Raw genomic sequence first — 24,634 nt, 5'->3', positions numbered from 1 at the left:
CCCGGCCGTCGCCTTCACACCTGCCGCACCACCGGTTGCCGGAGAATCCGCACCGTTCTAGGAAGGACTGTGCGTCCGCACGGCGGCGGCACGCCCTGCCGGAGCACGGGACGGCGCGTGACAGGATCGGCCGGCCCGGCACGACACGGCACGACACGGCACGGGATGAGCCGGCAGGGCGCGACCTGCCCCGGCACGGCCCGGCATGACCGGACACGGCACCGGCACGACATGACCTGACACGGTACGACCTGGCCTGGCCCGGTCCACAGCAGAGCGCGGAAAACCACACGTGATCCGAGCGCCCCGAACGCGCCGAGAGCGGAGGGACCGACACCCACCTACCCCGCGCTTCCGAGCGCCGCAGCCTTCGCGCGCAGCACGCCCCGCTGCACCTTGTTCGCGGTCAACTCCGCCGCCCTCCGCAGCTCAGACCGCGCCTCCTCCTGGCGCCCCAGGCGCGCAAGCAACTCGCCCCGCACGCTCGGGATGACATGCGATCCGCTCAGCGCCCCCGACCGCTCCAGGTCATCAACGATCACCAGCGCCTCCGCCGGACCCACCGCCATCGACACCGCAGCAGCCCGATTCAGCTCGACCATCGGGCTCGGCGCCACGCGACCGAGCACCTCGTACAGCACGACGATCCGCTCCCAGTCGGTCTCTTCCAGGCTCGGCGCGACCGCATGACACTCCGCGATCGCCGCCTGCAACGCGTATGCGCCCCGCCCCACGCCGCGCGCGGTGGCCGCGGCATCCGCTCGACGCAACGCCTCCGACGCGCGTGCGATCTGACCGTGGTCCCAGCGCGAGCGATCCTGGTCACCGAGCAGCACGGGCGCACCCGCCGCCGTCTCACGCGCCGCGAACCGCGCGCGCTGGAAGTCCATCAAGGCGACAAGGGCCAGGGCCTCCGGCTCCCGCGGCAGCAGGCCGGCCACTACCCGCCCGAGCCGGATCGCCTCGTCCGCGAGGTCCGGTCGCACCCACCGCTCCCCTGCCGTCGCCGCATAGCCCTCGGTGAACACCATGTAGACGACGCTCAGCACCGCCCCCAGCCGACCCTTCCACTCCGCCGGGTCCGGCGTCTCGAACGGGATGCCGGCAGCCGCCAGCGTCTTCTTCGCCCGGGTGATGCGCGCCTGAACGGCCGGCACGGTGGCCAGCAGCATCCGTGCGATCTCCTCGGTCGTGAGGCCCGCCACCACTCGTAGCGTCAGCGCGATCTGCGACTCACGCGACAACGCGGGGTGGCACGCGGTGAACACGAGCCGGAGCACGTCGTCATCGATCGGTTCCCACTCGGCATCGATCGACTCCGGCAGATCGCGCGCGATGCCGGCGTACCGGTCGTCGAGCGCACTCCGCCGACGCCAGGCATCGATCACGCGGCGTTTCGCGACGGCCGTCAGCCACGCACCGGGCGTGATCGGCACGCCGTCGCGCGGCCAGGCGGACAACGCCTCGACGAGCGCTTCCTGGGCCACATCCTCAGCGAGACCGAGGTCGCCGGTGACCTTCGCGAGGGATGCCACGATCCGCACACCCTCGATCCGCCAGACGGCCTCGATCTCGCGCCGGACATCACCCATCGGGTCATTGGGCCTGATCGGCGCGCCAGCCCTTCTCCTTCTCGATGTACTCGTTGTCGGCGAAGTCCGCGAAGTCGCTCTCGTCGGTCACCCACCGCACTTCGAGCTTGCTGCCTCGCGTCAACGGCGCGCGCTTCGCCCACTCGAGCGCCTCCTCGGCGGTCGCCGTCTGCACGATCCAGAACCCGTTGAACAGTTCGTGGATCTCGCCGTAGGGACCATCGCTGACGACCGGGGCCTCGCCGTCGAAGTCGACGACATACCCGGGCTCGGGGGCGAGACCATCGCCCGCGACCAGCACGCCGGCGTTGATCATCGACTCGTTGTACGCGCCCATCGCGTTGATGACGGCCTCGAAGTCCGTCTCGGCGTAGGCGTCGGCCGCGGTCTGCTAGCCCGCATGATCAGCATGTGCTTCATGGGTGTCTCCTGAGTTCTGGGGGACGATTCTCGTCCCACTCACTATCGCGTCGTACGGGCGCGAGCAGAATCGACATCACCCCGAAAAGTCTTCAGACGGGCTCCGCCAGGACCGACCCGCGCGGCTCGACGACCGCCGCGACGATCGCCTCGATCGCGAATTCGGATGCCCGGCCGAGATCTACCGCGGTCGGATCGAGCAGCCACTGCACCTGCAACCCGTCCATCACCGCGAGGATCGCCGCCGAGCCGTGGGCGATCGAGCCGGACTCGGTGATCCCCCGCTCTGCACAGACGCGCTCGAACGCTTCCCGCAGGTCCTTCCGGAGCACGGTGTATCGCCGCTCGAAGTAGGTCCGCCCCGGGTGATCGTCGGTGACCGACTCCGCCGAGAGCACGGCGTACGCCTGCACGATCCCCGCTCGCTGCATGTTCACGATCGCCGTGCGCACGAGGTGGCGGAACAGCTCCATGCCGCCCGGGATGCGCCCGCCGTCGAGATCGACGACGTCGGTCTGATCCCGGTGCTCGAGCACCTCGAGGAGCAACTGATCCTTCGACCCGAAGTGATGCAGGATGCCGGCGTGCGTCATACCCACCTGCTCGGCGATGTCCTGCAGTGTCCCGTTCGCGAAACCCTTCGACCCGAAGATCTCCTGCGCCGCGTCGAGAATCTCGCGACGACGGACGAGGGTCGCAGGACGCGACTTCGTCTGGTGTCGGCTATCGACCATGATCTGCCTTCTTCCCCAGATGCAGATCAGATATTACGCAGATCGCGCAGTCCCGCATCATTGGAGGTTGTGAACTTACTTACTTGATTGTAAGTTTTCCATGCAATCACACTCAGCGCCGAGTGGCACCCCTTCGGAGGTCTTTTCGCGGCGCCGGGACCACACATGAAGGAGAAGCAATGAGGCTGAAGACCTCCCTCGCCGCCGCCGGTCTCACCGCGGCACTCATCCTCACCGGCTGCGCCGCCGGCGGAGGAACCGACAACTCCGGGAGCAACGGCTCCGGGGCTGCCCTCACGATCGCGAAGCCCGACGGCGCGATCACCACGGAATCCCACAACCCCTACCTCGGGGACTCTGCCGGCTCGCGCTACGGCTACGCCAAGGTCATCTTCGAGCCCCTCGCCCTCGTCAACCCGACCGGTGACCTCGGCACCACCCCTTGGCTCGCCGAGAAGGTCGACTGGAACGACGACTACACGCAGCTCACCGTCATCCCCCGCAGCGGCGTCAAATGGAGCGACGGTGAAGACTTCACGGCAGACGACGTCGTCTTCACCTTCAACCAGTACCTCAGCGGCAAGCTCACCGACACCGGCGCTCTCGGGGTCACCGACGTCAAGGCCGACGGCGACGCCGTCGTGCTGACGTTCTCGAGCTCGAAGTTCACCGCTCAGGGCCGCGTCCTTCACACCCCGATCGTGCCCGAGCACATCTGGAAGGACATCGAGGACCCGAACACCGACCCGCTCACCGACGAGGGCAAGCTCGTCGGCACCGGCCCGTACGTCATGTCGAACTGGTCGACCGAGTCCGTCTCGCTCAAGGCCAACCCCGACTACTGGGGCGGCGACCTGGCCGTGCCGCAGCTCAACTACGTCTCCTACGGTGACAACGCCGCCCTCACGACGGCGCTCGTCTCGGGTGACGCCGACTGGGCTCAGGCCTTCATCCCGCAGATCAAGGAGAGCTACCTCGCCGCGGACGAGAACAACAAGTTCCTCGTCTCGCCCACCCCGGGTGCCGGCACGCTCTTCATGAACCTCCAGAAGAAGCCCTTCGACGACCCCGCACTCCGCGAGGCACTCGCCTGGACGATCGACCGCCAGGCCTACGTCGACATCGCCCGCGAAGGTGCGAGCGAGCCGATCTGGAGCCGAACGGGTCTCGGCCCGCTCCTCCAGGACGAGATCATCGACGAGTTCAAGGACGACAACTACTCCGTCGATGTCGACAAGGCGAAGGACGTTCTGACCGAGGCCGGGTACACCTGGAAGAGCGGCACCCTGACCGACCCCGACGGTGAGGCCGTCGAGTTCTCGGTCTCCGTTCCCGCCGGCTGGAGCGACTGGAACACCGAGCAGGCCCTTCTGTCCGAGGAGCTCGAGAAGGCTCTCGGCATCAAGGTCACGGTCGACCAGCCCGACTTCGGCGGCTGGGATGCCGGCAAGCAGGAGGGCGACTTCGACGCGATCATCCACTGGCTCGAGGACACCGGCAACGCGTACGGCCTGTACACGTCGACCATGGACCCCAAGTGGATCGTCGACGACAAGGCCTCCTTCAACTTCGGTCGTTTCGATGAGCCCGAGGTCACGGAGGCACTGAACACCTACGCGAACGCGAGCTCCGACGAGGAGCGCCAGGGTGCCAGCGCCGTGCTGCAGAAGGCGTTCGCCGAGAACGTCCCCGCCATCCCGCTCGGCGCACACCCGCTGCTGGGCGAGTTCAACACACGCAACTACGTCGGCTGGCCGTCGGAGGACGACCAGTACGCCGCGGGTGACCCGACGCAGGCCGGCGTCGTTCAGATTCTGACGAAGCTGAAGCCCAAAGAGTAATCCGACCGAGAGGGGACGGATGCCGCGCAGCCCCGCGGCATCCGTCCCCCACCCCTGCTCACCTCCATGAAAGCGAGCACGCACTGATGCGCGATTCGTTACTGTCCGTCGACGACTTCTCCGTCGTCTACGACGTCGACCCTCCGGTCGAAGCCGTCAAGAACGTCAGCCTCGAACTCCGCCGCGGCGAGATCCTCGGCCTCGCCGGCGAGAGCGGATGCGGCAAGACCACCCTCGCCTACGGTGTGCAGCGCCTGTTGAAGGCGCCCGCCGTCATCTCCAGCGGTTCCGTCACCTTCCGCGACGTCTCCGGCGAGGACATCGACATCAACTCGCTCGACGCCGAAGAGATGCGCCGCTTCCGCTGGGACAAGATCTCCATGGTCTTCCAGGGCGCGATGAACGCTCTCAACCCGGTCGCGACGATCGGCTCGCAGCTCGCCGACGTCTTCGAGGTGCACCGCCCCGACATGAACCGGGCTGCACGACGGGAGGCCGTCGACGAGCTGCTCGAGATCGTCAAGGTCGGCGCCGCCCGTAGCCGCTCCTACCCCCACGAACTCTCCGGCGGCATGCGCCAGCGCGTCATGATCGCGATGGCGCTCGCGCTCCGCCCCCAGCTGATGGTGATGGACGAGCCGACCACGGCGCTCGACGTCCTCGTGCAGCGAGAGATCCTCAAGCAGATCTCGCAGCTGCGCCATGAGTTCGGCTTCTCGGTCATCTTCATCACCCACGACCTGCCGCTGCTCCTCGAGATCAGCGACCGCATCGCCATCATGCGCGAGGGCGAGATCGTCGAGATCGACACCGCCGAGCGCATCTGGACCGCCCCGCAGCACGAGTACACGCGCACCCTGCTGTCCTCGTTCCCGCGACTCACCGGAGAAAGGGGGGTCGTCGTCCGATGACCACACTCGAATTCGACGGCGTCACGAAGGTGTACCACGTCCGCGGAGCCGGCCAGATGAAGGCCCTCGACGACGTGTCGTTCACCCTGACGTCCGGTCAGACGATCGGCCTCGTCGGCCAGTCCGGCAGCGGCAAGTCGACGATCGCCAAGATCCTCACGCAGCTCGAAGTACCCACGAGCGGCGAGATCCGCCTCGACGGCCGGCCCATTCCCCGCCGCGGCAAGGGTCTGCGCGACTACCGCCAGCAGCTCCGGATGGTGTTCCAGGACCCGTTCGCATCGCTGAACCCGTACCACTCCATCCGTCACCACGTCGAGCGCCCCCTGCGCCTCGACGACGTGGTCCCGAAGAAGGAGGTCGAGGACGAGGTGCGCCGACTGCTCGAGCGCGTGCGCCTCGATCCCGACACGGTCATCGACCGCCGCCCGCACGAGCTCTCGGGCGGGCAGCGGCAACGCGTCGCGATCGCCCGAGCCCTGGCATCCCGCCCCCGCCTTCTCGTCGCCGACGAGCCGGTGTCGATGCTCGACGTCTCGATCCGCATGGGCGTCCTGAACCTCCTCGCCGACCTGCAGCGCGAAGAGGGACTCGGGGTGCTGTACATCACCCACGACCTCGCGACCGCGCGGCACTTCAGCGACGAGATCCTCGTGCTCAACCAGGGCAGGGTCGTCGAGCGGGGTACCGCCGACGACGTGATCCTCCGCCCGCAGGACCCGTACACGCAGGAGCTCCGCGCTGCGTCCCCCGACCCCGAGAGCCACTTCGCGTCGGCTCCCGGCCTTCCCGGAGGTGCACGATGACCGCCGTCGAACCCCAGCTGCCTGTCGAGACGTCGGCTCCCGACGCGCTCGAAGTCGGCACGACCGCAACCACGACCGTGAAGGGCCGCTCGCGTGTGCCGTGGCGCTTCCTCGGCAGCCGCGCGCTGTTCTACCTCTTCACACTGTGGGCCGCGATCACGATCAACTTCTTCCTGCCCCGGTTCATGAAGGGCGATGCGGTCGACCAGTACCTGGCCCGCAACCGCAACGTGACTCCGGAAGCCGCTGACGCGCTCCGCGCACTGCTCGGCATCGACACCGACAAGTCGATGTGGCAGCAGTATCTCGATTACTGGGGTCTGATGCTCCGCGGCGATCTCGGCGTCTCGCTCCTCCACGGCCTCCGCCCCGTCACCGAGGTCATCAGCCAGGCCCTCCCCTGGACGGTCGGCCTCGTCGGGTTCGCCACGATCATCTCGTTCCTCATCGGCACGATCGGCGGCGCCGTCATCGGCTGGCGCCGCGGCAGCCGCTCCGAGATCATGATCCCGATCACGACCTTCCTCAGCACCATCCCGTACTTCTGGCTGGGCCTTCTCGCCATCGCGCTGTTCTCGGTCAACCTCAAATGGTTCCCGATCGGCAAGGCGTACGGCGTGGGGTACTCGCCCGAGTTCAGCCCGGAGTTCATCGGACAGGTCATCCACCACGGCACGCTCCCCGCCGTGACGATCATCATCGCCTCGCTCGGCGGCTGGATGCTCGGCATGCGCAACATGATGCTCACCGTCCTCGACGAGGACTACATCACGGTCGCGCAGGCCAAGGGCCTGCCGAACTCCCGCGTGCTCTGGCGCTATGCCGCCCGCAACGCCGTCCTGCCGCAGATCCAGAGCTTCGCGCTGTCGATCGGCTTCATCGTCGGCGGCACGATCGTCATGGAGATGGTCTTCAGCTACCCCGGCGTCGGAAAACTGCTGCTGGATGCCACCAACGGCAAGGACTACGCACTCATGCAGGGCGTCTTCCTCGTGATCACGCTCTCGGTGCTGGTCGCGAACATCCTCGCCGACATCGCCTACGCATTCCTCGACCCGCGCACTCGCCAGACGGAGGCCTGAGATGACCACCACCGCCACCATCCGGATGGCCCGCACCGAGGACCCGACTCCGAACACGTTCCGGGCACGCCTCGGCTCGGCGTTCGCGATGTTCCGGAACGCGAAGTCGATCACGGGCCTCGTGATCCTCGGCTTCTTCGTCCTCATCGCGATCTTCGCCGATATGCTCGCGCCGTTCTCGCCGACACAGGTCGACAACACCGCACGGTTCCAACCTCCCTCCGCCGCGCACTGGCTCGGGACGACCCACATCGGTGAGGACGTCCTGAGCCAGGTGATCCACGGCACCCGCGGCGTCATCGTCGTCGGCTTCCTCGCCGCGATCATCGCGACCGTCATCGCGATCGTCGTGGGCGTCGTGTCGGGCTACGTCCGAGGCTGGAAGAGCGAGGGCCTCTCGGCGCTGACGAACGTCTTCCTCGTCATCCCGGGTCTGCCGCTCATCATCATCGTCGCCTCGATGTTCGAGCAGCCGCCGCTCATCCTCATCGCCGCAGTCCTCGGCATCACCGGGTGGGCCTGGGGCGCACGCGTCCTCCGCGCGCAGACGATGTCGCTGCGCAACCGCGACTTCATCCAGGCCGCGCGCGCCAACGGCGAGCCGCTCCGCCGCATCATCACGGTCGAGATGCTCCCGAACCTCATGGCGCTCATCGCGGCGAGCTTCGTCGGCACGGTGACCGCCGCCATCCTCGGCCTCACGACGCTGTCCTACATCGGCGTCATCCCGGTGAACACGTACAACTGGGGCACGATCCTCAACTGGGCGAGCGCGCAGGGCGCGTTCCGTCAGAACCAGTGGTGGTGGTACCTGCCCCCGGGGCTCTGCATCGCGGCCATCGGTGTCGCCCTGTCGCTCATCAACTTCGGCATCGACGAGTACGTCAACCCGCGACTGCGTTCCGCGGGCGAGCGCGCCCGTGCCATGAAGAAGAAGGGCCTCAACGTCAACGACGCCGTCACCGTCGTCCGGAGCGTCGAGATGCCCACCACACGCCGGGAGGCCCGCGGATGACGAGTGTCGAGATCTCCGACGCCTACCTGGACGCCTCGCTAGCCGTCGACGAACGCGTCGCCGATCTCCTCGGACGGATGACGCTGGCCGAGAAGATCGGGCAGATGATGCAGTTCGACGCCCGGGAGGACCTCGAGCACATCGTGAACGAGCGCCACGCCGGCTCGATCCTGCACACGTCCCCCGAGAAGGTGCTCCGCGCCGCCGAGCTCACCGCGCAGACCCGGCTGCGGATTCCGCTCCTCGTCGCGGAGGACTGCATCCACGGGCACTCGTTCTGGGAGGGCGCGACGATCTTCCCGACGCAGCTCGGCATGGCGGCGTCGTGGGACCCGGACCTCGTCGAGCGCGTCGCGAAGGCGACGGCGGCCGAGGTGGCGGCCACCGGCATCCACTGGACCTTCTCCCCCGTCCTCTGCATCGCACGCGACCTCCGCTGGGGGCGCGTCGGCGAGACGTTCGGCGAGGACCCGTTCCTCATCGGCGAGCTCGCCTCGGCGATGGTCCGCGGTTACCAGGGCGACGGCCTCGACGACCCCGATGCGATCCTCGCGACCGCGAAGCACTTCGCGGGGTACTCCGAGACGCAGGGTGGACGCGACGCGAGCGAGGCGGACATCTCGCGCCGCAAGCTCCGCTCCTGGTTCCTACCGCCGTTCGAACGCGTCGCGCGGGAGGGATGCCGCACCTTCATGCTCGGCTACCAGACCACCGACGGCGTGCCGATCACGGTGAACGACTGGCTGCTCAGCGACGTCCTCCGCGGCGAGTGGGGCTACACCGGCACCCTTATCACCGACTGGGACAACATCGGGCGCATGGTGTGGGAGCAGAAGGTCCAGCCCGACTACGCCCACGCTGCCGCGGCCGCCGTGAAAGCGGGCAACGACATGGTCATGACGACGCCCGGCTTCTTCGCCGGCGCCCTCGAAGCGGTCGAACGCGGGATGTTGGCCGAGGCCGACATCGATCAGGCCGTCTCGCGGATCCTGGCACTGAAGTTCCGTTTCGGGCTCTTCGAGAACCCGCGCCTCCCCGACCGGGAGCGCATCGCGACCGTCGTCGCGCGGGGCGCCCACACCGACCTCAACCTCGAGATCGCACGCCGCTCGCTCGTGCTCCTTCGCAACGACGGCACCCTGCCGCTGACCACCGGCACGCGGCGGATCGCCGTCGTCGGTCCCCTTGCGGACGACGCACAGACCCAGCTCGGCGACTGGGCGGGGTCGTCCGGACAGGTCGACTGGATGCCGGACGGCCACCCGCGCACTCAGATCACGACCGTGCTCGACGGCCTGCGAAGCCTCAGCCCCGAGGGCGCCACCGTCGAATACGCGCGGGGCGCCGACATCCTGACGCTCACGGACGACCCGGCCGGCGTCTTCCCCGACGGGCAGCCCCGGCCGCCGGTCGTGGTGCCGCGAGAGCCCGACGCGGCGGAGATCGCCGAGGCGGTCACCCTCGCGGAACGCTCGGACGTGGTCGTCGCCGTGGTCGGCGATCGCATCGAGCTCGTCGGCGAGGGGCGCTCGACAGCGACGCTCGACCTCATCGGTGGACAGCGCGCGCTCCTCGATGCCCTCGCCACGACGGGCACGCCGCTCGTCGTCGTGCTGATGGCGTCGAAGCCGCTCATCCTGCCGGAGTCGGTGCGAGAGGCATCCGTCATCTGGGTCGCGAACCCCGGCATGCAGGGCGGCCGCGCGATCGCCGAGCTGCTGCTCGGCGAGATCGAACCCGCCGGGCGCCTGCCGATCTCGTTCGCCCGGCATGCCGGCCAGCAGCCGACGTATTACAACCAGATCCGCGGGCAGCACGGCGACCGCTACGCCGACCTGACGCAGGACCCGGCGTTCGCCTTCGGCGACGGGCTCTCCTACACGAGCGTCGAGTACGGCGACCCCGAGATCCTCACTCCCGTCGTCTCTGCCGACGACACCGTGCGGGCGCGTCTGACGCTCCGCAACACCGGCGAGCGCCCGGCGCACGAGGTCGTGCAGATCTACGTCCGCGACACGGTGACCTCGGTGAGCTGGGCCGACAAGGAGCTGAAGACGTTCCGTCGCGTCGACATCGCCGCGGGTGACAGCGCCACGGTCGAGATCGAACTGCCTGCGTCGGAGTGCACGATCGTGGATGCGGCCGGCCGCCGCATCGTGGAACCCGGGGAGTTCGAGCTCCTCACCGGGCCGTCGTCTCGCAACGAGGTGCTGCGGGCGGTCTCCTTCGAGATCCGCTGACGCGACGGAACAGCGAAGGGCGGGTGTCGTGGTGTCACCCGCCCCTCGCTGTTGCGACCCCCGCCTCACCCCGGTGCGAGCCGGTACAGGACCTCGGGCCGGCCGCGCTTGCCGTACCGGTGCGATACGACGATCGCGCCGGTGTCGGCGAGGTGCGTCAGGTAGCGGTGGACGGTCGCGCGGGACATCTCGCACGCCTCTGCGACCTCGACGATCGAGCGGCCCGTCGCGGGGTCCAGCGACGTGACGACCCGCTCCAACGTCGGCAGGGCCAGCCCCTTCGGGAGGGAGCGCGGCCCACTCGACGACGAGGACACGGTGCGGATGCCGCCGGTCGCCAGCAGGCGATCGATCTCGCTCTGCGCAAGCGGGCGCTCACGCCCGGCATCCGTTCGCGCTCGTCGTTCCTCGCGATACCGTTCCAACCGTTCGCGGAGCGCCGCCTCGGTGAACGGCTTCACGAGGTAGCCGACCACCCGGGCGGCGAGCGCTTGGCGCACCGTCGTCTGATCCTGCGACGAGCTGATGACGAGCACGTCGGGGCCCGCATCGCCGAAGGTCCGGAGGCGGTGCAGAACTTCGACGCCGCTGATGTCGGGCAGGCGCATGTCGAGGAGCACGAGGTCGACACCCGACGCGCTCTGCGAGAGCGCGTCGCGGCCTGTCCCCGCCGCCCCGGCGACCGTGAACCCGGACACCGCATCGACGAACCGGCAGTGCAGGGCGCGCGCGCCCTGGTCGTCGTCGACCACCAGCACCCGGATCGCTCGCTCGCTCACATCCGCTCCATCTCGAACGCGAATCGCGCCCCGCCGAGGGCCGATGCGCCCACTTCGATCGTGCCGCCCCGCGACGCCACCGTCCGCCGCACGGTGTCGAGCCCGTAGCCGCGGCCGAACCCGGTCGGATCGTCCTTCGTCGAGAAGCCCTGCCCGAAGATGCGACCGGCAACCTTCGGGTCGATCCCGGGACCGTTGTCGTCCACGGTTCCGAGGATGCTCCCGTCGGCCTCGCGGAGGACGCACCGCACCCTCGTCGCGCCCGCCTCACCGGAGTTGCGGCACAGGTTCGTGACGACCGACACGGCACCATCGTCGAGGTCGCCGTCGAGGGTGAAGTCGAACTCCGCCTGAGCACCCAGATCGAGCAGTTCTGCGCGCACGGCGTGCATGGTCGCCGCCGCGATCGGCGATCCGTCGCGGCCGCTTTCCGAGGTACGGACGGGCGTCACCTCCTCGATGTACCCGAGCGCCGCCGAGGTGTCGCCGTGCGACACGAGGCCGTGGATCACGTGCAGTCGCGTGCCGAACTCGTGCGCCTGCTCCCGGAGCGCTGCCGTCGTCCGTCGCATCTGCGCGTTCTCGGCCAAGGCGGCATCCGCTCGTCGGAACCGCCGCTCGACCGACGCCGTCAACGCGGAACTCGCGAGCGACGCGACCACGAGCGCGCCGATCCCCCACGGCAGGAGCGCTGCGAGCGCCGCATCGCGGTCCGCCGCGATGCTCGACTCGAGTACGCCCACGGCGACCATGCCCACCACGGTCCCGTCGCTCGTTCGCACCGGTACCTTGGCTCGCAGCGACGGCCCGGACGCCCCACGCTCGGTGCCGAGGAACGTCTCGCCCAGCAGCACGGAGGAGTTCGTCGTCTCGACCTGCACACCGCGCTCCGTCGCGAGCGGATGCGTGATGCGGACGCCCTCATCGTCGGTGATCACGACGTAGTAGACCCCCGCGGACTCCGCCACGAGCTCGGCGATCGGCTGCAGCTGCGCCGTCGCTGCGGCGAGGTCGCCCGCGTCGGCGAGGTCGTCGATGCTGCCGGCATCCGTCACCGTCGCCAGCGTCGCGCGCACATCGGCGAGATCGGCGAGGCTTCGCGCCACGCCCATCACCCGCTCGGCCGTCGACTCGCGGATCGTCCGCTCCTGCACGGCCATCGCGACGGCGACCGTCACCGACAGCGCCGCGAGCGTCACAACGGAGGGCAGGACGAGCAGCACCAGCCGGGCCACGCGTGGCCGCCGCGGAGACGCCATCGTTCACCACTCCCGTCGATGCGCGACGCGTGAGCGTCAAAGAGAACAACTGACGAAGGATGCCGCCGACGCACCGCGCGCTGTCATCCTAATTCGATCTCGCGGAGACGACGATGTCCGCGCGAATGGAGCAATGATGACCCAGACAGATCCCCCTCAGGCGCCGCGCAGTCGGCACCGCACCGTGATCGGGCGCGTCGTCGGTGGTGTGATCGCCGCTGCCGCCATCGGCACGGCCGCCGCCGGATCGATCGCCTCGGCGAGCACCGGAAACGACATCAACGCCTCGATGACGATCGTCGCCCCCGCTGCGGCGGGCGGCGGCTGGGACGGCGTCGCGCGCGAACTGCAACAGGCGCAGAAGGCGAACGGTCTCGTCAACAACGTGCAGGTCGTGAACATGCCGGGCGCCGGCGGCACGATCGCCCTCGGCAACGTCTCGGTGCTCGAGGGCCAACCGAACAACATGCTCGTCGGCGGCACGGGCCTTCTCGCCGCTACGATCCAGTTCAACTCGGCCGCGACCCTCGACGACGTCACGCCCCTGGCGGTCATCGTCGAGGAGTACGACGTCATCGTCGTGCCCGCCGACTCCCCCTATAAGACCCTCGACGACCTCGTGGAGGGGTGGAAGAAGGACCCCAAGGCCCTCCCCTGGACCGGCGGCGGATCCTTCGACCAGCTCGTCGTCACCGACCTGGCACTCTCCGCCGGCATCGACCCCGTCGACACGACGTACATCTCTTCCGACGGCGGTGGCGAAGCGATCCAGGCGCTCCTCAACGGCACGGCGAAGGCCGCGTCGGGCGGGTACCCCGACAACATCGACCAGATCGAGGCGGGACGCCTGCGCGCCCTCGCCCTCGTCGCCAACGAACCGATCGAGGGCATCGACATCCCCACCGCGATCGAGCAGGGGTACGACGTGTCACTGACCAACTGGCGCTCCCTCTCGGCACCGTCCGGCATCGAGGACAGCGAGCGCGAGGCTCTCACCGAGCTCGTCCTCGAGAGTGTCAAGACACCCGAGTGGGCCGACGCGATGGAGCGCTACCACTGGAACGAACGGATCATCACGGGTGATGAGCTCGACGCCTTCCTGAAGGACGAGGAGACCCGCATCCGCGCACTCTACGAGGAGATGGGCCTGTGACCTTCCCCGCCAATCCCACGTCGGCATCCGCCGTCGTCGGCCAGCGCCTGCGCCTGGTCTCCGGTCCCGGCGCCGCTGCGCTTCTCAAGGGCCTCACGATGCCGGTGATCCTCATCGCTTTCGCGACCTACCTCGTCGTCGGCATCATCACGATGCGCGTTCCCGAAGGTACCGACTTCCCCGGACCGCAGTTCTTCCCGGGCATCATCGCGGCAGGTCTGTACGTCCTCGCCGTGACGCTCGTCGTCGGGGCGATCCGAGAGATCCGCGCGACCCCCGACGCGCTGACCGCCGAGATCGAGGCCGAACGGGCCGAAGCGGCGGGCGAGGAGCCCGCACGACCCGTCCGCGTCGACCTCCGCTCATTCGCGTGGGTCGTGCTCCCGTTCCTCGCGTTCGCCTTCCTCCTCGAGTTCCTCGGCTGGATCATCGCGGCGGGACTGCTGTTCTGGTGCGTCGCGAAGGCCTTCGGCGCCACGCGCCCGATCCACAGCCTCATCGTGGGTCTCACGCTGAGCTCGCTCGCCTACATCGGTTTCGACATGGCCCTCGGGATGCCCCTCCCGTCCGGTCTCTTCGGAGGGTTCTGACATGGACGTGCTGACACTTCTCGGCGAAGGCTTCGCCGGCGCCCTCACGCCCGCGAACCTGTTGTGGGTCCTGATCGGATGCCTCCTGGGCACCGCGGTCGGCGTCCTCCCCGGCCTCGGGTCGTCCATGGCCGTCGCGCTGCTGCTTCCCATCACGTTCTCGCTCGACCCGACCGCGGCGTTCATCATGTTCGCCGGCGTCTACTTCGGCGGGCTCTTCGGGGACTCGACGATGGGCATCCTGATGAACACGCCGGGGCAGGCATCCGCCATCGCCTCGACGTTCGAGGGACACAAGATGGCGCTGAACGGTCGAGCCGCCCAGGCCCTCGCGACTGCCGCCATCGGCGCGTTCATCGGCGGCATGATCGCCTCGGTCGTCGTGGTGTTCGTCGCTCCGGCCCTCGCGGACTTCTCGAGTCGCTTCGGCCCCGCCGAGTTCTTCGCCCTTGCGGTCTTCGCGTTCGCGGCGACCTCCTCGGTGGTCGCCGACAGCGCTATCAAGGGCCTGACATCGCTTCTCATCGGTCTCGGCATCGCTGTCGTCGGCATCGACGGCGTCTCGGGTGCTCCCCGGTTCACGATGGACTCCCCTAACCTTTTCGACGGCATCTCGCTCGTCACCGTCACCGTCGCTATCCTCGCGCTCGGCGAAGTGATCTACGTGGCCTGCCTCGAGCGGCACATGAAGGACAAGGCGCTCATCAGGCCGACCGGTCGCCCGTGGCTGAGCAGGCGCGAACTCAAAGAAGCTGCTCCCGCCTGGCTCCGAGGAACCGCCATCGGCCTGCCGTTCGGCGTCGTCCCCGCGGGAGGTTCGGAGATCCCGACCTTCCTCGCGTACGGCCTCGAGAAGCGCCTCGACAAGCGGCGCAAGAACCCGATGTTCGGCAAGGGCGCCATCCGAGGCCTCGCCGCCCCGGAGGCGGCGGGCAACGCGACCACCGGCATGGCGATGGGGGCACTGCTCGCGCTGGGCCTGCCGATCTCGGCGACGGCGGCGATCATGCTCGCGGCCTTCCGACAGTACGGTCTCCAGCCCGGGCCGTTGCTGTTCGACCGGGCTCCCGACCTCGTCTGGTCGCTGCTTGCGAGCTTCTTCATCGCGATGGTCGTGCTCCTCGTCCTGAACCTGCCGTTCGCGATGGTGTGGGCGAAGCTCCTGCTGATTCCCCGGCCGTACCTGTACGCCGGAATCACGGTCTTCTGCGCCCTCGGCATCTACGCCACGTCGGGGTCGACGTTCGACCTCGTCATGCTCCTCGCCATCGGTCTGCTCGGCTTCCTCATGCGCGCGCTCGACTTTCCGCTCGCGCCCCTCATCATCGGGATGGTCCTCGGCCCCCTCGCCGAGACGAGCCTCCGGGATGCCGCGATGAGCGCGAACGGCGACTTCTCGGTGCTCGTGCAGGGCCCGATCGCGATCACGCTCTACGCGCTGCTCGCTGCGGTTCTGATGTTCTCGATCCGCGGCAAGGTCGTCGCCCGCAAGCGCGAGAAGGCCGCGGCGAAGGAGCTCGTCGACGCCTGACCGCTGTGAACGACGAAGGCCCCGACGCGCGATGCGTCGGGGCCTTCGTCATGCGGGTGTCAGGGAGTCGGCATCCCACCGTTGACGTTGAGCGTCTCGCCGATCACGTAGCTCGATTCGGCCGACGCGAGGAATACGTAGGCCGGGGCGAGCTCTGCGGGCTGACCCATGCGTCCGAGCGGGGTCTCCTCCCCGAACGACTCGAGCTTCTCGGGCGGTTGACCGTCGGTGACCTGGAGCGGCGTCCAGATGGGTCCGGGCGCCACGGCGTTGACGCGGATCCCCTTGGGGGCCAGCTGCTGGGCCACCGCCTTCGTGAACGCATTGATCGTCGCCTTCGTCGAGGCGTAGTCGACGAGAGTCTCCGACGGCGAGTACGCCTGGACCGACGTCGTGTTGATGATCGTCGCTCCCGCGGGCAGGTGCGGCAGGGCGGCCTTCGTGATCCAGAACATCGCGTCGACGTTCGTCGTGAACGTGTCGTCGAACTGCTGGTCGTCGAGCGTCGTCAGATCCTCGTTGTAGATCTGCTTTCCGCCGTTGTTGACGACGATGTCGAGTCCACCGAGCGCGTCGACGGTCTTCGAGACCAGCTCGACGCAGTAGTCCTTCTGCTTCAGGTCGCCGGGGAAGGTGAGGACGGTCGCGCCGGCCTCGCGGAGGATGCCGGCGATGCGCTGCGCGTCCTCCTCCTCTTCCGGCAGGTACGACAGCGCGACGTCAGCGCCCTCGCGGGCGAAGGCGATCGCTGTGGCCGCACCGATGCCCGAGTCGCCGCCCGTGATGAGGGCTTTGCGGCCGGTCAGGCGGCCGGTGCCGCGGTAGGTGTCTTCGCCCAGGTCGGCCTTCGGCGTGAGGTCGGCGTCGAGGCCGGGCTCCTGCTGGTGGCCCTTCTGGGGCTCGATCTCGGAGTAGAGCTCCACCGGGTTCGTGAACGTGTACTGGTCGCGTGACATCGTGCTCTCCTTCTTTTGGTGGTGGTTTTCCTGGGGTTGGTCAGGAGCCGGTGGCGTCGTCGCCCACGAGCTCCCGGATCGTCAGGGCGGCGCGGATCAGCGCTAGGTGGCTGAGCGCTTGCGGGAGGTTGCCGAGGAACGCCCCGTCGTCGGGGTCGATCATCTCGGCGAACATCCCGACGTCGTTGCCGGTCTTCACCAGCTCGTCCATCGCGGCGATGCCCTCGTCGTGACGTCCGACGCAGACGAGCGCGGCTGCCCGCCAGAAGCTGCACGCCACGAACGTCGCCTCCTCGTCGCGCATGCCGGTGTAGCGGTACAGGTGCGGCCCTTCGCCGAGTTCTCCCGTGAGCGCATCGATCGTGCGCGACATCCGCTCTCCGCGGTCGAACCCGCTCAGCGAGTGCAGCAGAACGGATGCGTCGAGGTCGCGGCTGCCCTGCGCCATGACGTACGCGCCGCGGGACTCCGACCAGCCATGCTCATCGACCCACTCGCGGACGAGTGTCGCCTCGGCCGCCCAGCGCTCGCTGCTGCCGGGGATCTGCTCCAGCTCCGCGAGGGTGACGGCGTCGTTGAGGGCCTGCCAGCATCCCATCTTCGACGACACGTAGTGCCGCTCCTCGGGGAGCTCCCACATGCCCGAATCGGGGTTCCGCCACGCGTCGCACACCTGGTCGGCATACATCGACAGCATCCGTCCGGTCTCGACGTCGAGAGCGTTGCCCGCCTCGACGTAGGCGCGGCAGATGGCGAACAGATCGCCGTACACGCCGAGCTGCACCTGCTCGCGCGCGGGGTTGCCGGTCACGACCGGACCGATGCCCCGCCAGCCGGGCACGTCGTACTCCGTGACGTGCCCGTCGAGCTCCCCGTCGAGGGTGTACATGACGTGGAGCTCCGGACCGTGACGGCGGATCGTCCGCAGCAGCCATGAGATGGCGGCGTGGGTCTCTTCACGCAGACCGAAGCCGATGAGCGCGTCGACGGTGTAGGCCAGGTCGCGCACCCAGGCGAGTCGATAGTCCCAGTTCTTGCCACCGGCGAGGTTCTCGGGCAGCGACGTCGTCGCGGCGGCCGCGATAGCGCCGGTGGGGCTGTGGATCAGGAGCTTCAGCATCAGCGCGCTCCGCTGCACGTCCGTCGCCCAGGGGCCCTCGTACGAGAACTCCCGCGACCACGCGCGCCAGGCCTCGATCGTGCGGTCGATGCCGCGGTCGACGTTGTCGGGATCGGGGAAGTGGATCGGCTCGTCGTGCGTGCCGACGACGATCAGCAGGTGCCGAGTCCCCGCGCCCGTCGTGAAACCGCCCGCGAGTCCTGTCGCGATCCCGTCGGCCGACGCTGCCGGCTCCGGACCGTGGTCGCGGCCGGTAACACCGATCGTCGTCAGTCCTGAGCGCAGGATGCTGCGACCGTTCGCCCGGTCGTGCCACGGCGCCGCGGTCTTCAGCGACGTGCCCGGCTGCACCCGCCACCGGAAGGCGACCTCGCCCTCGACACCGTCGACGCGGCGCGCGAGTTCCGCCCACGGCAATCGCCCCGCGACGCCCGTGACGAGCGCGTCGGTGACCGTCGCCTTCCCCGACGCGGTCGTGAAGGTCGTGACGAGCACGTTCGTGCGCGGCAGATACCGGCGGCGCACCTCGTACCCCTCGACGGGCTCCATCTCGATGCACCCGCCCGCGTCGTCGTCGAGCAGCCGCCCGAAGATCGGCAGATCGTCGATGCCGGGGAGCGGCATCCAGTCGATCTGGCCGCGCAACCCGATGAGGGCGACCGTCCGCCCGTCGCCGATCGGCGCGTAGCTGCGCAGGTCCTGACCGGGTGCGGAGTCGTCGAGGGGAGGCATCGCTCGAGTGTCACCCCGATGCGGACGAAGGGGATGCCGGTTGACACCCTGCCGACGATGTGTGACACCCGGGTAGCCTGGCCCCGTGCTCGTCCGCCTCTCCCACCCCGACGGCGTCATCGTCGGCTGGCGGACCGTGCCGGAGACGGCCGGCAGCGGTCGCACTGCCGAGGCGCGCGTCACCGGCCGGCACCTGCTCCGCGAGGCGCTGAGCCTGCTCGGGGTGGCGGACACCGGCATCCGCCAGCGATGCGAGGTGTGCGGGGGCGTCGACCATGGCCCGCTCCGGAGCGACGACGCCGCGATCAGCGTCGCGTACGCTCCCGGGGTGGTCGTCGCCGCGGCGGCTCACGCACGGGCGATCGGAATCGATGTGGAGAGGGATGCCGGTGCTCTCCCCGGCCTCGACGCCCTCTTCGCGCCGTCACCCCCGCCCGACGCGGGCGGGTGGACCGCCATCGAGGCGGCGCTCAAGGCCGACGGTCGCGGCCTCCGGGTCGACCCTGCCACCGTCGTCGTCGCGGACGGGCGTGCGCGGGTTCCGGGTCACGACCGCACGATCGCCGTCCACCGCGTGACGGGGCCGGCGGGTTACGTCGTCAGCCTCGCGATCGATCCCGCCTGAACACGGCGTCGATCAGCCCGACCCGCTCGGTGATGGATGCGGGACGCGCCCCCCGCTTTCCGCCCTTCGGGAGGTCCGGCAGAGCAGTGTCGTCGAGCCACGCCGCGAACAGCGAGCCGAGAGCGGCGCCCGTCTGCTCCTCGGCGAGCGCGGTGAAGTCTGCTGTCGTGACGACCCCGAACCGGTGCCGGGTCGTCCATTCGCGCAGGAGCGCGAAGAACGGGTCGTCGCCCACGGTCAGCCGCAGCGCGTGGAGCGCCAGTGCGCCACGGGTGTAGACGCGGTCGTCGAACATGAGGTCGGGACCCGGGTCGGACACGCGGAGGTCCTGCGGGAGCGCTGCGAGCCGGGCGTGGTGGGCGAGGGCGAGCCCGTGGGCGGTCGCCTTGCCCGACGCCTCCGCCCAGACCCACTCGGCGTAACAGGCGAAGCCCTCGTTGAGCCAGATGTGCTGCCAGCCCTCGACCCCGACGCTGTTGCCGAACCACTGGTGGGCGAGCTCGTGGGCGACGAGACGTTCGAGCGACCCGGCGCCGTCGATGTGGTTCGACCCGAAGATGCCCATGCCCTGCGCCTCGAGCGGGATCTCGAGGTCGTCCTGCGTGACGACGATCGTGTACTGCGGGAAGGGGTAGGGACCGAACGACTCCGCGAACGCGCTCATCATGTCGCCGAGCAGGGCGAAGTCCGCGGCGGCGCGGTTCTCGAGGCCCGCAGGGTGGAAGAGCCGGCCGGGGACCCCGGCGAGGTCGACCGCGGTCTCTCGATAGGGCCCGATCTGGAGCGTCAGGAGATACGAGGGCGTCGGGGTGTCGATCGTGAACGACCAGGCGTCGCGCCGCCCGGCTCGCGCGCGGGTGCCGGTCGCACCCGTGACCACTGCGTACCCGGGGTCTGTCGCGACCCGGAGCGCGTACGTCGACTTCTCGCACGGCAGGTCGTTGCAGGGGAACCAGGTGGGCGCTCCGGTCGGCTGCGAGGCCACGATGAGGCCGTCCTCGAGCTCCTCCCAGCCGAGGAGACCCCAGCGGGTCCGACGCGGCTGCGGTGCTCCCGCGTAGGTGATCGCGATGCGTGCCGTGTCGCCCGCTGCCAGCGGGGTCGAGAACGTCACGCGCACCTTGCGATCCGTCTGCCGGAACGACGCGCGCGTATCGCCCGCCACCTTCACGCGGCTGACGCGCAGTCCGACGAGGTCGAACGCGGCGGAGCGGATCTCCTCGCGCGCACGGATGTCGATGGTCGCCGTCGCCGTCAGACGATTGCCGGCGAGCTTGTAATCGAGATCGAGGTCGTAGTGCACCGCGGCATAGGAGCTGTCGCCGCTGACCGGTGTGTACGGGTCGACGATCATCCTTCCGCGTCCTGGTACGCGCGGACCTTGACCGCACGCCACGGTCCGATGGGGTTGCCGCTCCAGCGGCTTCCGGCGGGCACGGTCTCGCCGCGCATGACGAGGGATGCCGGGCCCACCGTCGCGTCCGCGGCGATCGTGGCCGCGGGCAGGACCACCGAGTGCGGCCCGAGGGTCGCCCCCGGTTCGAGGGTCACGGTGTCGATGCTCATCACACGATCATGGAACAGATGCGTCTGAACCACACATCCGCGGCCGACCGTCGCGCCGTCGCCGAGGGTGACGAGGTCGGGTTCTGGGAACCAGTAGCTGTCGGTCCAGACGCCGCGGCCGATCTTCGTCCCGAGGGTCCGGAGCCACACGGCGAGCGCCGGGGTCCCCGACGCCGGCGAGGCGAACCAGGGCGCGGCGACCATCTCGGTGAAGGTGTCGGCGACCTCGGTCCGCCACACGAAACTCGACCAGAGGGGGTGCTCCCCCGGGCGGATCGGCCCGACCAGCACCCACTTCGCCACGGTGGTGATGCCCGCCGCGACCGCACCTGCCGCGAGGAGCACGGCCCCCGACGCTGCCAGCGCGATGCCGAGGCCCGCTGCCTCGACGATGGCTGCGAACACGAGCAGCACCGCGAGGCCGAGCGCACACGTGACGACGACGGGCACGAAGCGGAGGAGCTCCCAGAGCGTCCGGGCGACACGCAGTCGCGGGTGCGGTCGATACGTTCGTTCGAGGTCCGACTCGTTGACCACGCGACGCAGGCGCACGGCCGGTGACCCCAGCCACGACGAGCCGGCCTTCGCCTTCTCGGGCGCGACGGACAGGACGGCGATGAGACCGTCCTTCGGCACCCGGTGGCCTCCCGCCGCGAGCCCCGAGTTCCCGAGGAACGCGCGCTTGCCGATGCGGGCCGGACCCAGCCGCATCCACCCCCGGTTCAGCTCGTAGGTGCCGACCATCGTGTCGTCGGCGAGGAAGGCTCCGTCGTCGATCGTCGTCATCGCGGGGATGAGGAGAACAGTGGATGCCTCGACCTCCCGCCCGACCTTGGCGCCCAGCATCCGGAGCCAGACGGGTGTGAAGAGGCTCGAGTAGAGCGGGAAGAGGAGAACCCGCGCCGAGTCGAGGATGCGCTCGGTGGTCCACGCCTGCCAAGCGACGCGACTGCGGACGGGGTGGACGCCGGGGGTCATCCCGAGCGAGAGGAGCCGCACGACGAGCACGACGGCGCCGGCGAACAGCACGCCCGCCGTGAGGACGCCGGGCACGAGCATCGCCAGCAGCGGCGGCACGGCTTCAGCGATCGTGTCGGCCTCGCGGGCGCCCGCCGTGACGACGGCGCCACCCGCGGCGAACGCGAGGAACGGGAGAGCGCCCAGGAACGCCGAGGACACGCCGTACGCCCAGAGCCACCGGCGCCCGGGCGGAGGCGGGGAGGGGGCGAACGGCGTCGACGTGCCGCCGATGCGCGCGGCCGGCGAGCCGGCCCATCGCTGGCCGGCGCGGACCCGGCCGAACACGGCCGAGCCGGGGGCGACCTCGGCGCCGCGCCCGATCTTCGTGCCCGGCGCGAGCGTGCTGCGGGCGCCGACCGTGGCGCCGGCGCCGATGCGGATCGATCCGATGCGGACCGTGTCGCCGTCGATCCAGTGCCCGGCCAGGTCGACCTCGGGTTCGATCGCGGCGCCGGCACCGATGTGGAGCATGCCGGTCACCGGCGGCAGGGTGTGGAGGTCGACGTTCGTGCCGATCTTCGCGCCCAGCGCGCGGGCGTAGTAGACGACCCAGGGTGCCCCCGCGAGGCCGACCGGATCGATCTGGTGCGCGATCTGCTCCGCGAGCCACAGCCGCAGGTGCACGCCGCCGCCGCGCGGGTAGTCCCCCGCTCGGACCCCGGCGAGCAGCAGCCGCGCGGCGGCGGCCGAGATCGCCATCCGCCCGAACGGGGTCGCGAACACGAGGAGCAGGAGGATGACGGCGACCGGCGAGGTCTCGGGGAGGAAGTCGAACCCCGGGCCGAGCTGCAGCACGACGCTAGCGGTCAGCAACCAGGTGATCCAGCGCGCCCCGCTCAACACGAACAGGGGGAAGCCGAGAAGCGTCTGCAACAGCTGCATGCGACGCGGGGTGGGCCGGGCGGAGCTGTGACCACCGGCATCCGCCCCGTCATCGGAGGCGTCGTCGACGGCGTCGGCCATGCGCCGGAGCTTCGGCCGGTCGTACACGTCGGCCATCGTGAATTCGGGTGCGCGCGAGCGGATCCGCGACACGAGCTGCGCGGCGGCGAGCGATCCGCCGCCGAGCTGGAAGAAGTCGGCATCCTCGTCGCCCGGGCGCGCACCGAGGACGGCGAACCACTGCTCGGCGAGCCAGGCCGCCGTGCCGGACAGGTGCGAGTCGCCTGCGCCGGTGTCCTCGATGGGCCACGGCAGTGCGGCTTTGTCGACCTTGCCCGAGGTGCGGACCGGCAGGTCGGGCACCTCGGCGAGGAGCGGGATGAGGGGTGCCGGCAACGCCTCGGCGAGCTGGGCACGCGCGGCGACCCGGTCGAACCCGTCGCGCGGCACGACGTAGCCGACGAGGACGGCCGCCCCCGAGTCGGTCTTCTGCACGACCACGGCGGCGCCGGCGATGAGGTCGAGGTCCTGCAGGGCCGCCTCGACCTCGCCGAGCTCGATGCGCCTCCCGCCGATCTTCACCTGATCGTCGACGCGCCCCTGGAAGACGAGGCCCTCGGGGTCCGCCCGCACCATGTCGCCGGAGCGGTACGCCCGCTCCCAGCCGAGGGTGGGCATGGCGGCGTACTTCTCGGCATCCTTGGCCGGGTCGAGGTAGCGCGCGAGCCCGACCCCGCCGATGATGAGCTCGCCGACCTCACCGGGAGCCACCGGCATGCCGTCGGCATCGACGACCGCCAGCGACCAGCCGTCGAGGGGCAGCCCGATGCGGACCGGCCCCTCACCGCCGAGGAGCGCCGCGCACGCGACGACGGTCGCTTCGGTGGGTCCGTAAGTGTTCCAGAGTTCGCGTCCCTCGCCGACGAGCCGCGCGACCAGCTCGGGCGGGCACGCCTCGCCGCCGAAGATCAGGAGGCGAACGTTCTCGACCGTGTCCTGCGGCCAGAGCGCCGCGAGCGTGGGCACGGTCGAGACGACCGTGATGCCGTGCCCCACCAGCCACGGCCCGAGGTCCTCCCCCGAGCGGACGAGCGCGCGCGGCGCGGGAACGAGGCAGGCGCCGTGGCGCCACGCGAGCCACATCTCCTCACACGAGGCGTCGAAGGCGACCGACAGCCCGGCGAGCACCCGGTCGCCCGGTCCGAGCGGGGCGTGGTGCAGGAACAGGCGCGCCTCGGCGTCGACGAACGCGGCCGCCGAGCGGTGGCTCACCGCGACGCCCTTGGGCACTCCCGTCGAGCCCGAGGTGAAGATGATCCACGCGTCGTCCTCGGGCCGCGGCGGCTCCTCCGCGCCGGGTTCCCCGACCGGGTCACCGTCCGAGGCGACGAAGCGTCCGTCGAGGCCGATGACGCCCCGGACCCGGGCTTCGCCAAACACGAGGTCGGCGCGCTCCTGCGGGTCGTCCGCGTCGACGGGGACGTACGCGGCGCCCGCGGCGAGCACCGCGAGGATCGACAGGTACAGCTCGCGCGATCCCGACGGCATCCGCACTCCGACGCGATCGCCGCGACGGACTCCGGCGGCACGCAAGCGCGACGCGCGACGGACGACCTCGGCGAGGACCTCGGCGTAGCTGAGCGCACCGGCGGCGTCCTCGAGGGCGGACGACTCGGGATGCCGCGCCGCGGTCACCCGGAGGATGTCGATCAGTGTGCGGGGCTCAGGAGCCTCGCTCGATCGGTCGAAAACATCGTGCACAGCGTCGCCGTTCGGGTGG

The 24,634-nt window shown here is 69.8% G+C and carries 18 protein-coding genes and 1 pseudogene; 10 read left to right on the top strand and 9 right to left on the bottom strand.

Features of this window, described 5'->3' with window-relative positions; genetic code table 11:
* Nucleotides 1-341: 341 nt before the first annotated feature.
* The 3 genes and pseudogenes from MO1_RS07005 to MO1_RS06995 form a co-directional block, all read right to left on the bottom strand.
* A complete protein-coding gene (locus MO1_RS07005; protein WP_036313487.1) occupies nucleotides 342-1,592 on the bottom strand; it encodes an RNA polymerase sigma factor in 1,251 nt (416 codons plus the stop codon).
* A gap of 4 nt (nucleotides 1,593-1,596) precedes the next feature.
* Nucleotides 1,597-2,012: pseudogene (locus tag MO1_RS07000) on the bottom strand (YciI family protein).
* A gap of 92 nt (nucleotides 2,013-2,104) precedes the next feature.
* Complete coding sequence (locus MO1_RS06995; protein WP_036313481.1) at nucleotides 2,105-2,746, bottom strand: TetR/AcrR family transcriptional regulator; 642 nt, start codon at nucleotides 2,744-2,746, stop codon at nucleotides 2,105-2,107.
* 179 nt (nucleotides 2,747-2,925) lie between these two features.
* Between MO1_RS06995 and MO1_RS06990 the strand changes: the two genes are divergently transcribed.
* The 6 genes from MO1_RS06990 (at nucleotide 2,926) to MO1_RS06965 (ending at nucleotide 10,641) form a co-directional block, all read left to right on the top strand.
* Nucleotides 2,926-4,587: an ABC transporter substrate-binding protein gene (locus MO1_RS06990; RefSeq protein ID WP_060915615.1), complete on the top strand. Its 1,662-nt coding sequence runs from the start codon at nucleotides 2,926-2,928 to the stop codon at nucleotides 4,585-4,587.
* A gap of 86 nt (nucleotides 4,588-4,673) precedes the next feature.
* Nucleotides 4,674-5,498, top strand: a complete 825-nt coding sequence (locus tag MO1_RS06985; RefSeq protein WP_036313477.1) for an ABC transporter ATP-binding protein — start codon at nucleotides 4,674-4,676, stop codon at nucleotides 5,496-5,498.
* Nucleotides 5,495-6,304, top strand: a complete 810-nt coding sequence (locus tag MO1_RS06980) for an ABC transporter ATP-binding protein (RefSeq protein WP_036313475.1) — start codon at nucleotides 5,495-5,497, stop codon at nucleotides 6,302-6,304. The genes MO1_RS06985 and MO1_RS06980 overlap by 4 nt, the downstream gene beginning before the upstream one ends.
* Nucleotides 6,301-7,386 (top strand): ABC transporter permease, encoded by a 1,086-nt coding sequence (locus MO1_RS06975; RefSeq protein WP_036313473.1) that lies wholly within the window; start codon nucleotides 6,301-6,303, stop codon nucleotides 7,384-7,386. The genes MO1_RS06980 and MO1_RS06975 overlap by 4 nt, the downstream gene beginning before the upstream one ends.
* 1 nt (nucleotide 7,387) lies before the next feature.
* The gene (locus tag MO1_RS06970) at nucleotides 7,388-8,401 is read left to right on the top strand and encodes an ABC transporter permease (RefSeq protein WP_060915614.1); all 1,014 of its coding nucleotides are present in this window, start codon (nucleotides 7,388-7,390) and stop codon (nucleotides 8,399-8,401) included.
* Complete coding sequence (locus MO1_RS06965) at nucleotides 8,398-10,641, top strand: exo-beta-d-1,3/1,6-glucosidase (protein ID WP_060915613.1); 2,244 nt, start codon at nucleotides 8,398-8,400, stop codon at nucleotides 10,639-10,641. Before MO1_RS06970 ends, MO1_RS06965 begins: the two co-directional genes overlap by 4 nt.
* Before the next feature lie 65 nt (nucleotides 10,642-10,706).
* On the opposite strand, the gene MO1_RS06960 is transcribed toward MO1_RS06965, so the two are convergent.
* Together MO1_RS06960 and MO1_RS06955 are read right to left on the bottom strand one after the other, a co-directional pair.
* The gene (locus tag MO1_RS06960) at nucleotides 10,707-11,420 is read right to left on the bottom strand and encodes a response regulator (RefSeq protein WP_060915612.1); all 714 of its coding nucleotides are present in this window, start codon (nucleotides 11,418-11,420) and stop codon (nucleotides 10,707-10,709) included.
* Nucleotides 11,417-12,679 (bottom strand): ATP-binding protein, encoded by a 1,263-nt coding sequence (locus tag MO1_RS06955; protein WP_255209237.1) that lies wholly within the window; start codon nucleotides 12,677-12,679, stop codon nucleotides 11,417-11,419. The genes MO1_RS06960 and MO1_RS06955 overlap by 4 nt, the downstream gene beginning before the upstream one ends.
* 136 nt (nucleotides 12,680-12,815) lie before the next feature.
* On the opposite strand from MO1_RS06955, the gene MO1_RS06950 reads away from it, so the two are divergent.
* The 3 genes from MO1_RS06950 to MO1_RS06940 are packed head-to-tail and all read left to right on the top strand — an operon-like array spanning nucleotide 12,816 to nucleotide 15,953.
* Entirely contained in the window at nucleotides 12,816-13,832 is a 1,017-nt protein-coding gene (locus tag MO1_RS06950; protein ID WP_060915628.1) for a tripartite tricarboxylate transporter substrate binding protein, read from the top strand.
* Complete coding sequence (locus MO1_RS06945; RefSeq protein WP_036313456.1) at nucleotides 13,829-14,422, top strand: tripartite tricarboxylate transporter TctB family protein; 594 nt, start codon at nucleotides 13,829-13,831, stop codon at nucleotides 14,420-14,422. Before MO1_RS06950 ends, MO1_RS06945 begins: the two co-directional genes overlap by 4 nt.
* A 1-nt stretch (nucleotide 14,423) precedes the next feature.
* Complete coding sequence (locus MO1_RS06940; RefSeq protein WP_060915611.1) at nucleotides 14,424-15,953, top strand: tripartite tricarboxylate transporter permease; 1,530 nt, start codon at nucleotides 14,424-14,426, stop codon at nucleotides 15,951-15,953.
* 59 nt (nucleotides 15,954-16,012) lie between these two features.
* On the opposite strand, the gene MO1_RS06935 is transcribed toward MO1_RS06940, so the two are convergent.
* Both MO1_RS06935 and MO1_RS06930 read right to left on the bottom strand, forming a co-directional pair.
* The gene (locus MO1_RS06935; protein ID WP_036313448.1) at nucleotides 16,013-16,909 is read right to left on the bottom strand and encodes an SDR family oxidoreductase; all 897 of its coding nucleotides are present in this window, start codon (nucleotides 16,907-16,909) and stop codon (nucleotides 16,013-16,015) included.
* Between the two features lie 40 nt (nucleotides 16,910-16,949).
* Nucleotides 16,950-18,761, bottom strand: coding sequence for a glycoside hydrolase family 15 protein (locus MO1_RS06930; RefSeq protein WP_060915610.1), 1,812 nt, complete (start codon nucleotides 18,759-18,761; stop codon nucleotides 16,950-16,952).
* 85 nt (nucleotides 18,762-18,846) lie between these two features.
* Here MO1_RS06930 and MO1_RS06925 point away from each other — a divergent pair, with 85 nt between their 5' ends.
* The gene (locus MO1_RS06925) at nucleotides 18,847-19,386 is read left to right on the top strand and encodes a 4'-phosphopantetheinyl transferase family protein (protein ID WP_060915609.1); all 540 of its coding nucleotides are present in this window, start codon (nucleotides 18,847-18,849) and stop codon (nucleotides 19,384-19,386) included.
* Here the strand turns inward: MO1_RS06925 and MO1_RS06920 are convergent.
* Nucleotides 19,361-20,740, bottom strand: coding sequence for a M1 family metallopeptidase (locus MO1_RS06920; protein WP_082724383.1), 1,380 nt, complete (start codon nucleotides 20,738-20,740; stop codon nucleotides 19,361-19,363). The genes MO1_RS06925 and MO1_RS06920 overlap by 26 nt on opposite strands.
* Nucleotides 20,737-24,615: a Pls/PosA family non-ribosomal peptide synthetase gene (locus tag MO1_RS06915; RefSeq protein ID WP_060915608.1), complete on the bottom strand. Its 3,879-nt coding sequence runs from the start codon at nucleotides 24,613-24,615 to the stop codon at nucleotides 20,737-20,739. The genes MO1_RS06920 and MO1_RS06915 overlap by 4 nt, the downstream gene beginning before the upstream one ends.
* Nucleotides 24,616-24,634: the final 19 nt, after the last annotated feature.

The sequence above is a fragment of the Microbacterium oleivorans NBRC 103075 genome, assembly GCF_001552475.1.
In the GTDB taxonomy this organism is placed as follows: domain Bacteria; phylum Actinomycetota; class Actinomycetes; order Actinomycetales; family Microbacteriaceae; genus Microbacterium; species Microbacterium oleivorans.
Note: the sequence above shows the minus strand (reverse complement) of the source record. Positions and strands in the feature narration are given on the sequence as shown.

Coding starts and splice junctions, on each gene's coding strand:
- MO1_RS06955 (WP_255209237.1), bottom strand. CDS start 12,679: ATGGCGTCTCCGCGGCGGCCACGCGTGGCCCGGCTGGTGCTGCTCGTC.
- MO1_RS06985 (WP_036313477.1), top strand. CDS start 4,674: ATGCGCGATTCGTTACTGTCCGTCGACGACTTCTCCGTCGTCTACGAC.
- MO1_RS06990 (WP_060915615.1), top strand. CDS start 2,926: ATGAGGCTGAAGACCTCCCTCGCCGCCGCCGGTCTCACCGCGGCACTC.
- MO1_RS06930 (WP_060915610.1), bottom strand. CDS start 18,761: ATGCCTCCCCTCGACGACTCCGCACCCGGTCAGGACCTGCGCAGCTAC.
- MO1_RS06980 (WP_036313475.1), top strand. CDS start 5,495: ATGACCACACTCGAATTCGACGGCGTCACGAAGGTGTACCACGTCCGC.
- MO1_RS06920 (WP_082724383.1), bottom strand. CDS start 20,740: ATGATCGTCGACCCGTACACACCGGTCAGCGGCGACAGCTCCTATGCC.
- MO1_RS06935 (WP_036313448.1), bottom strand. CDS start 16,909: ATGTCACGCGACCAGTACACGTTCACGAACCCGGTGGAGCTCTACTCC.
- MO1_RS06940 (WP_060915611.1), top strand. CDS start 14,424: ATGGACGTGCTGACACTTCTCGGCGAAGGCTTCGCCGGCGCCCTCACG.
- MO1_RS06970 (WP_060915614.1), top strand. CDS start 7,388: ATGACCACCACCGCCACCATCCGGATGGCCCGCACCGAGGACCCGACT.
- MO1_RS06975 (WP_036313473.1), top strand. CDS start 6,301: ATGACCGCCGTCGAACCCCAGCTGCCTGTCGAGACGTCGGCTCCCGAC.
- MO1_RS06965 (WP_060915613.1), top strand. CDS start 8,398: ATGACGAGTGTCGAGATCTCCGACGCCTACCTGGACGCCTCGCTAGCC.
- MO1_RS07005 (WP_036313487.1), bottom strand. CDS start 1,592: ATGGGTGATGTCCGGCGCGAGATCGAGGCCGTCTGGCGGATCGAGGGT.
- MO1_RS06950 (WP_060915628.1), top strand. CDS start 12,816: ATGACCCAGACAGATCCCCCTCAGGCGCCGCGCAGTCGGCACCGCACC.
- MO1_RS06995 (WP_036313481.1), bottom strand. CDS start 2,746: ATGGTCGATAGCCGACACCAGACGAAGTCGCGTCCTGCGACCCTCGTC.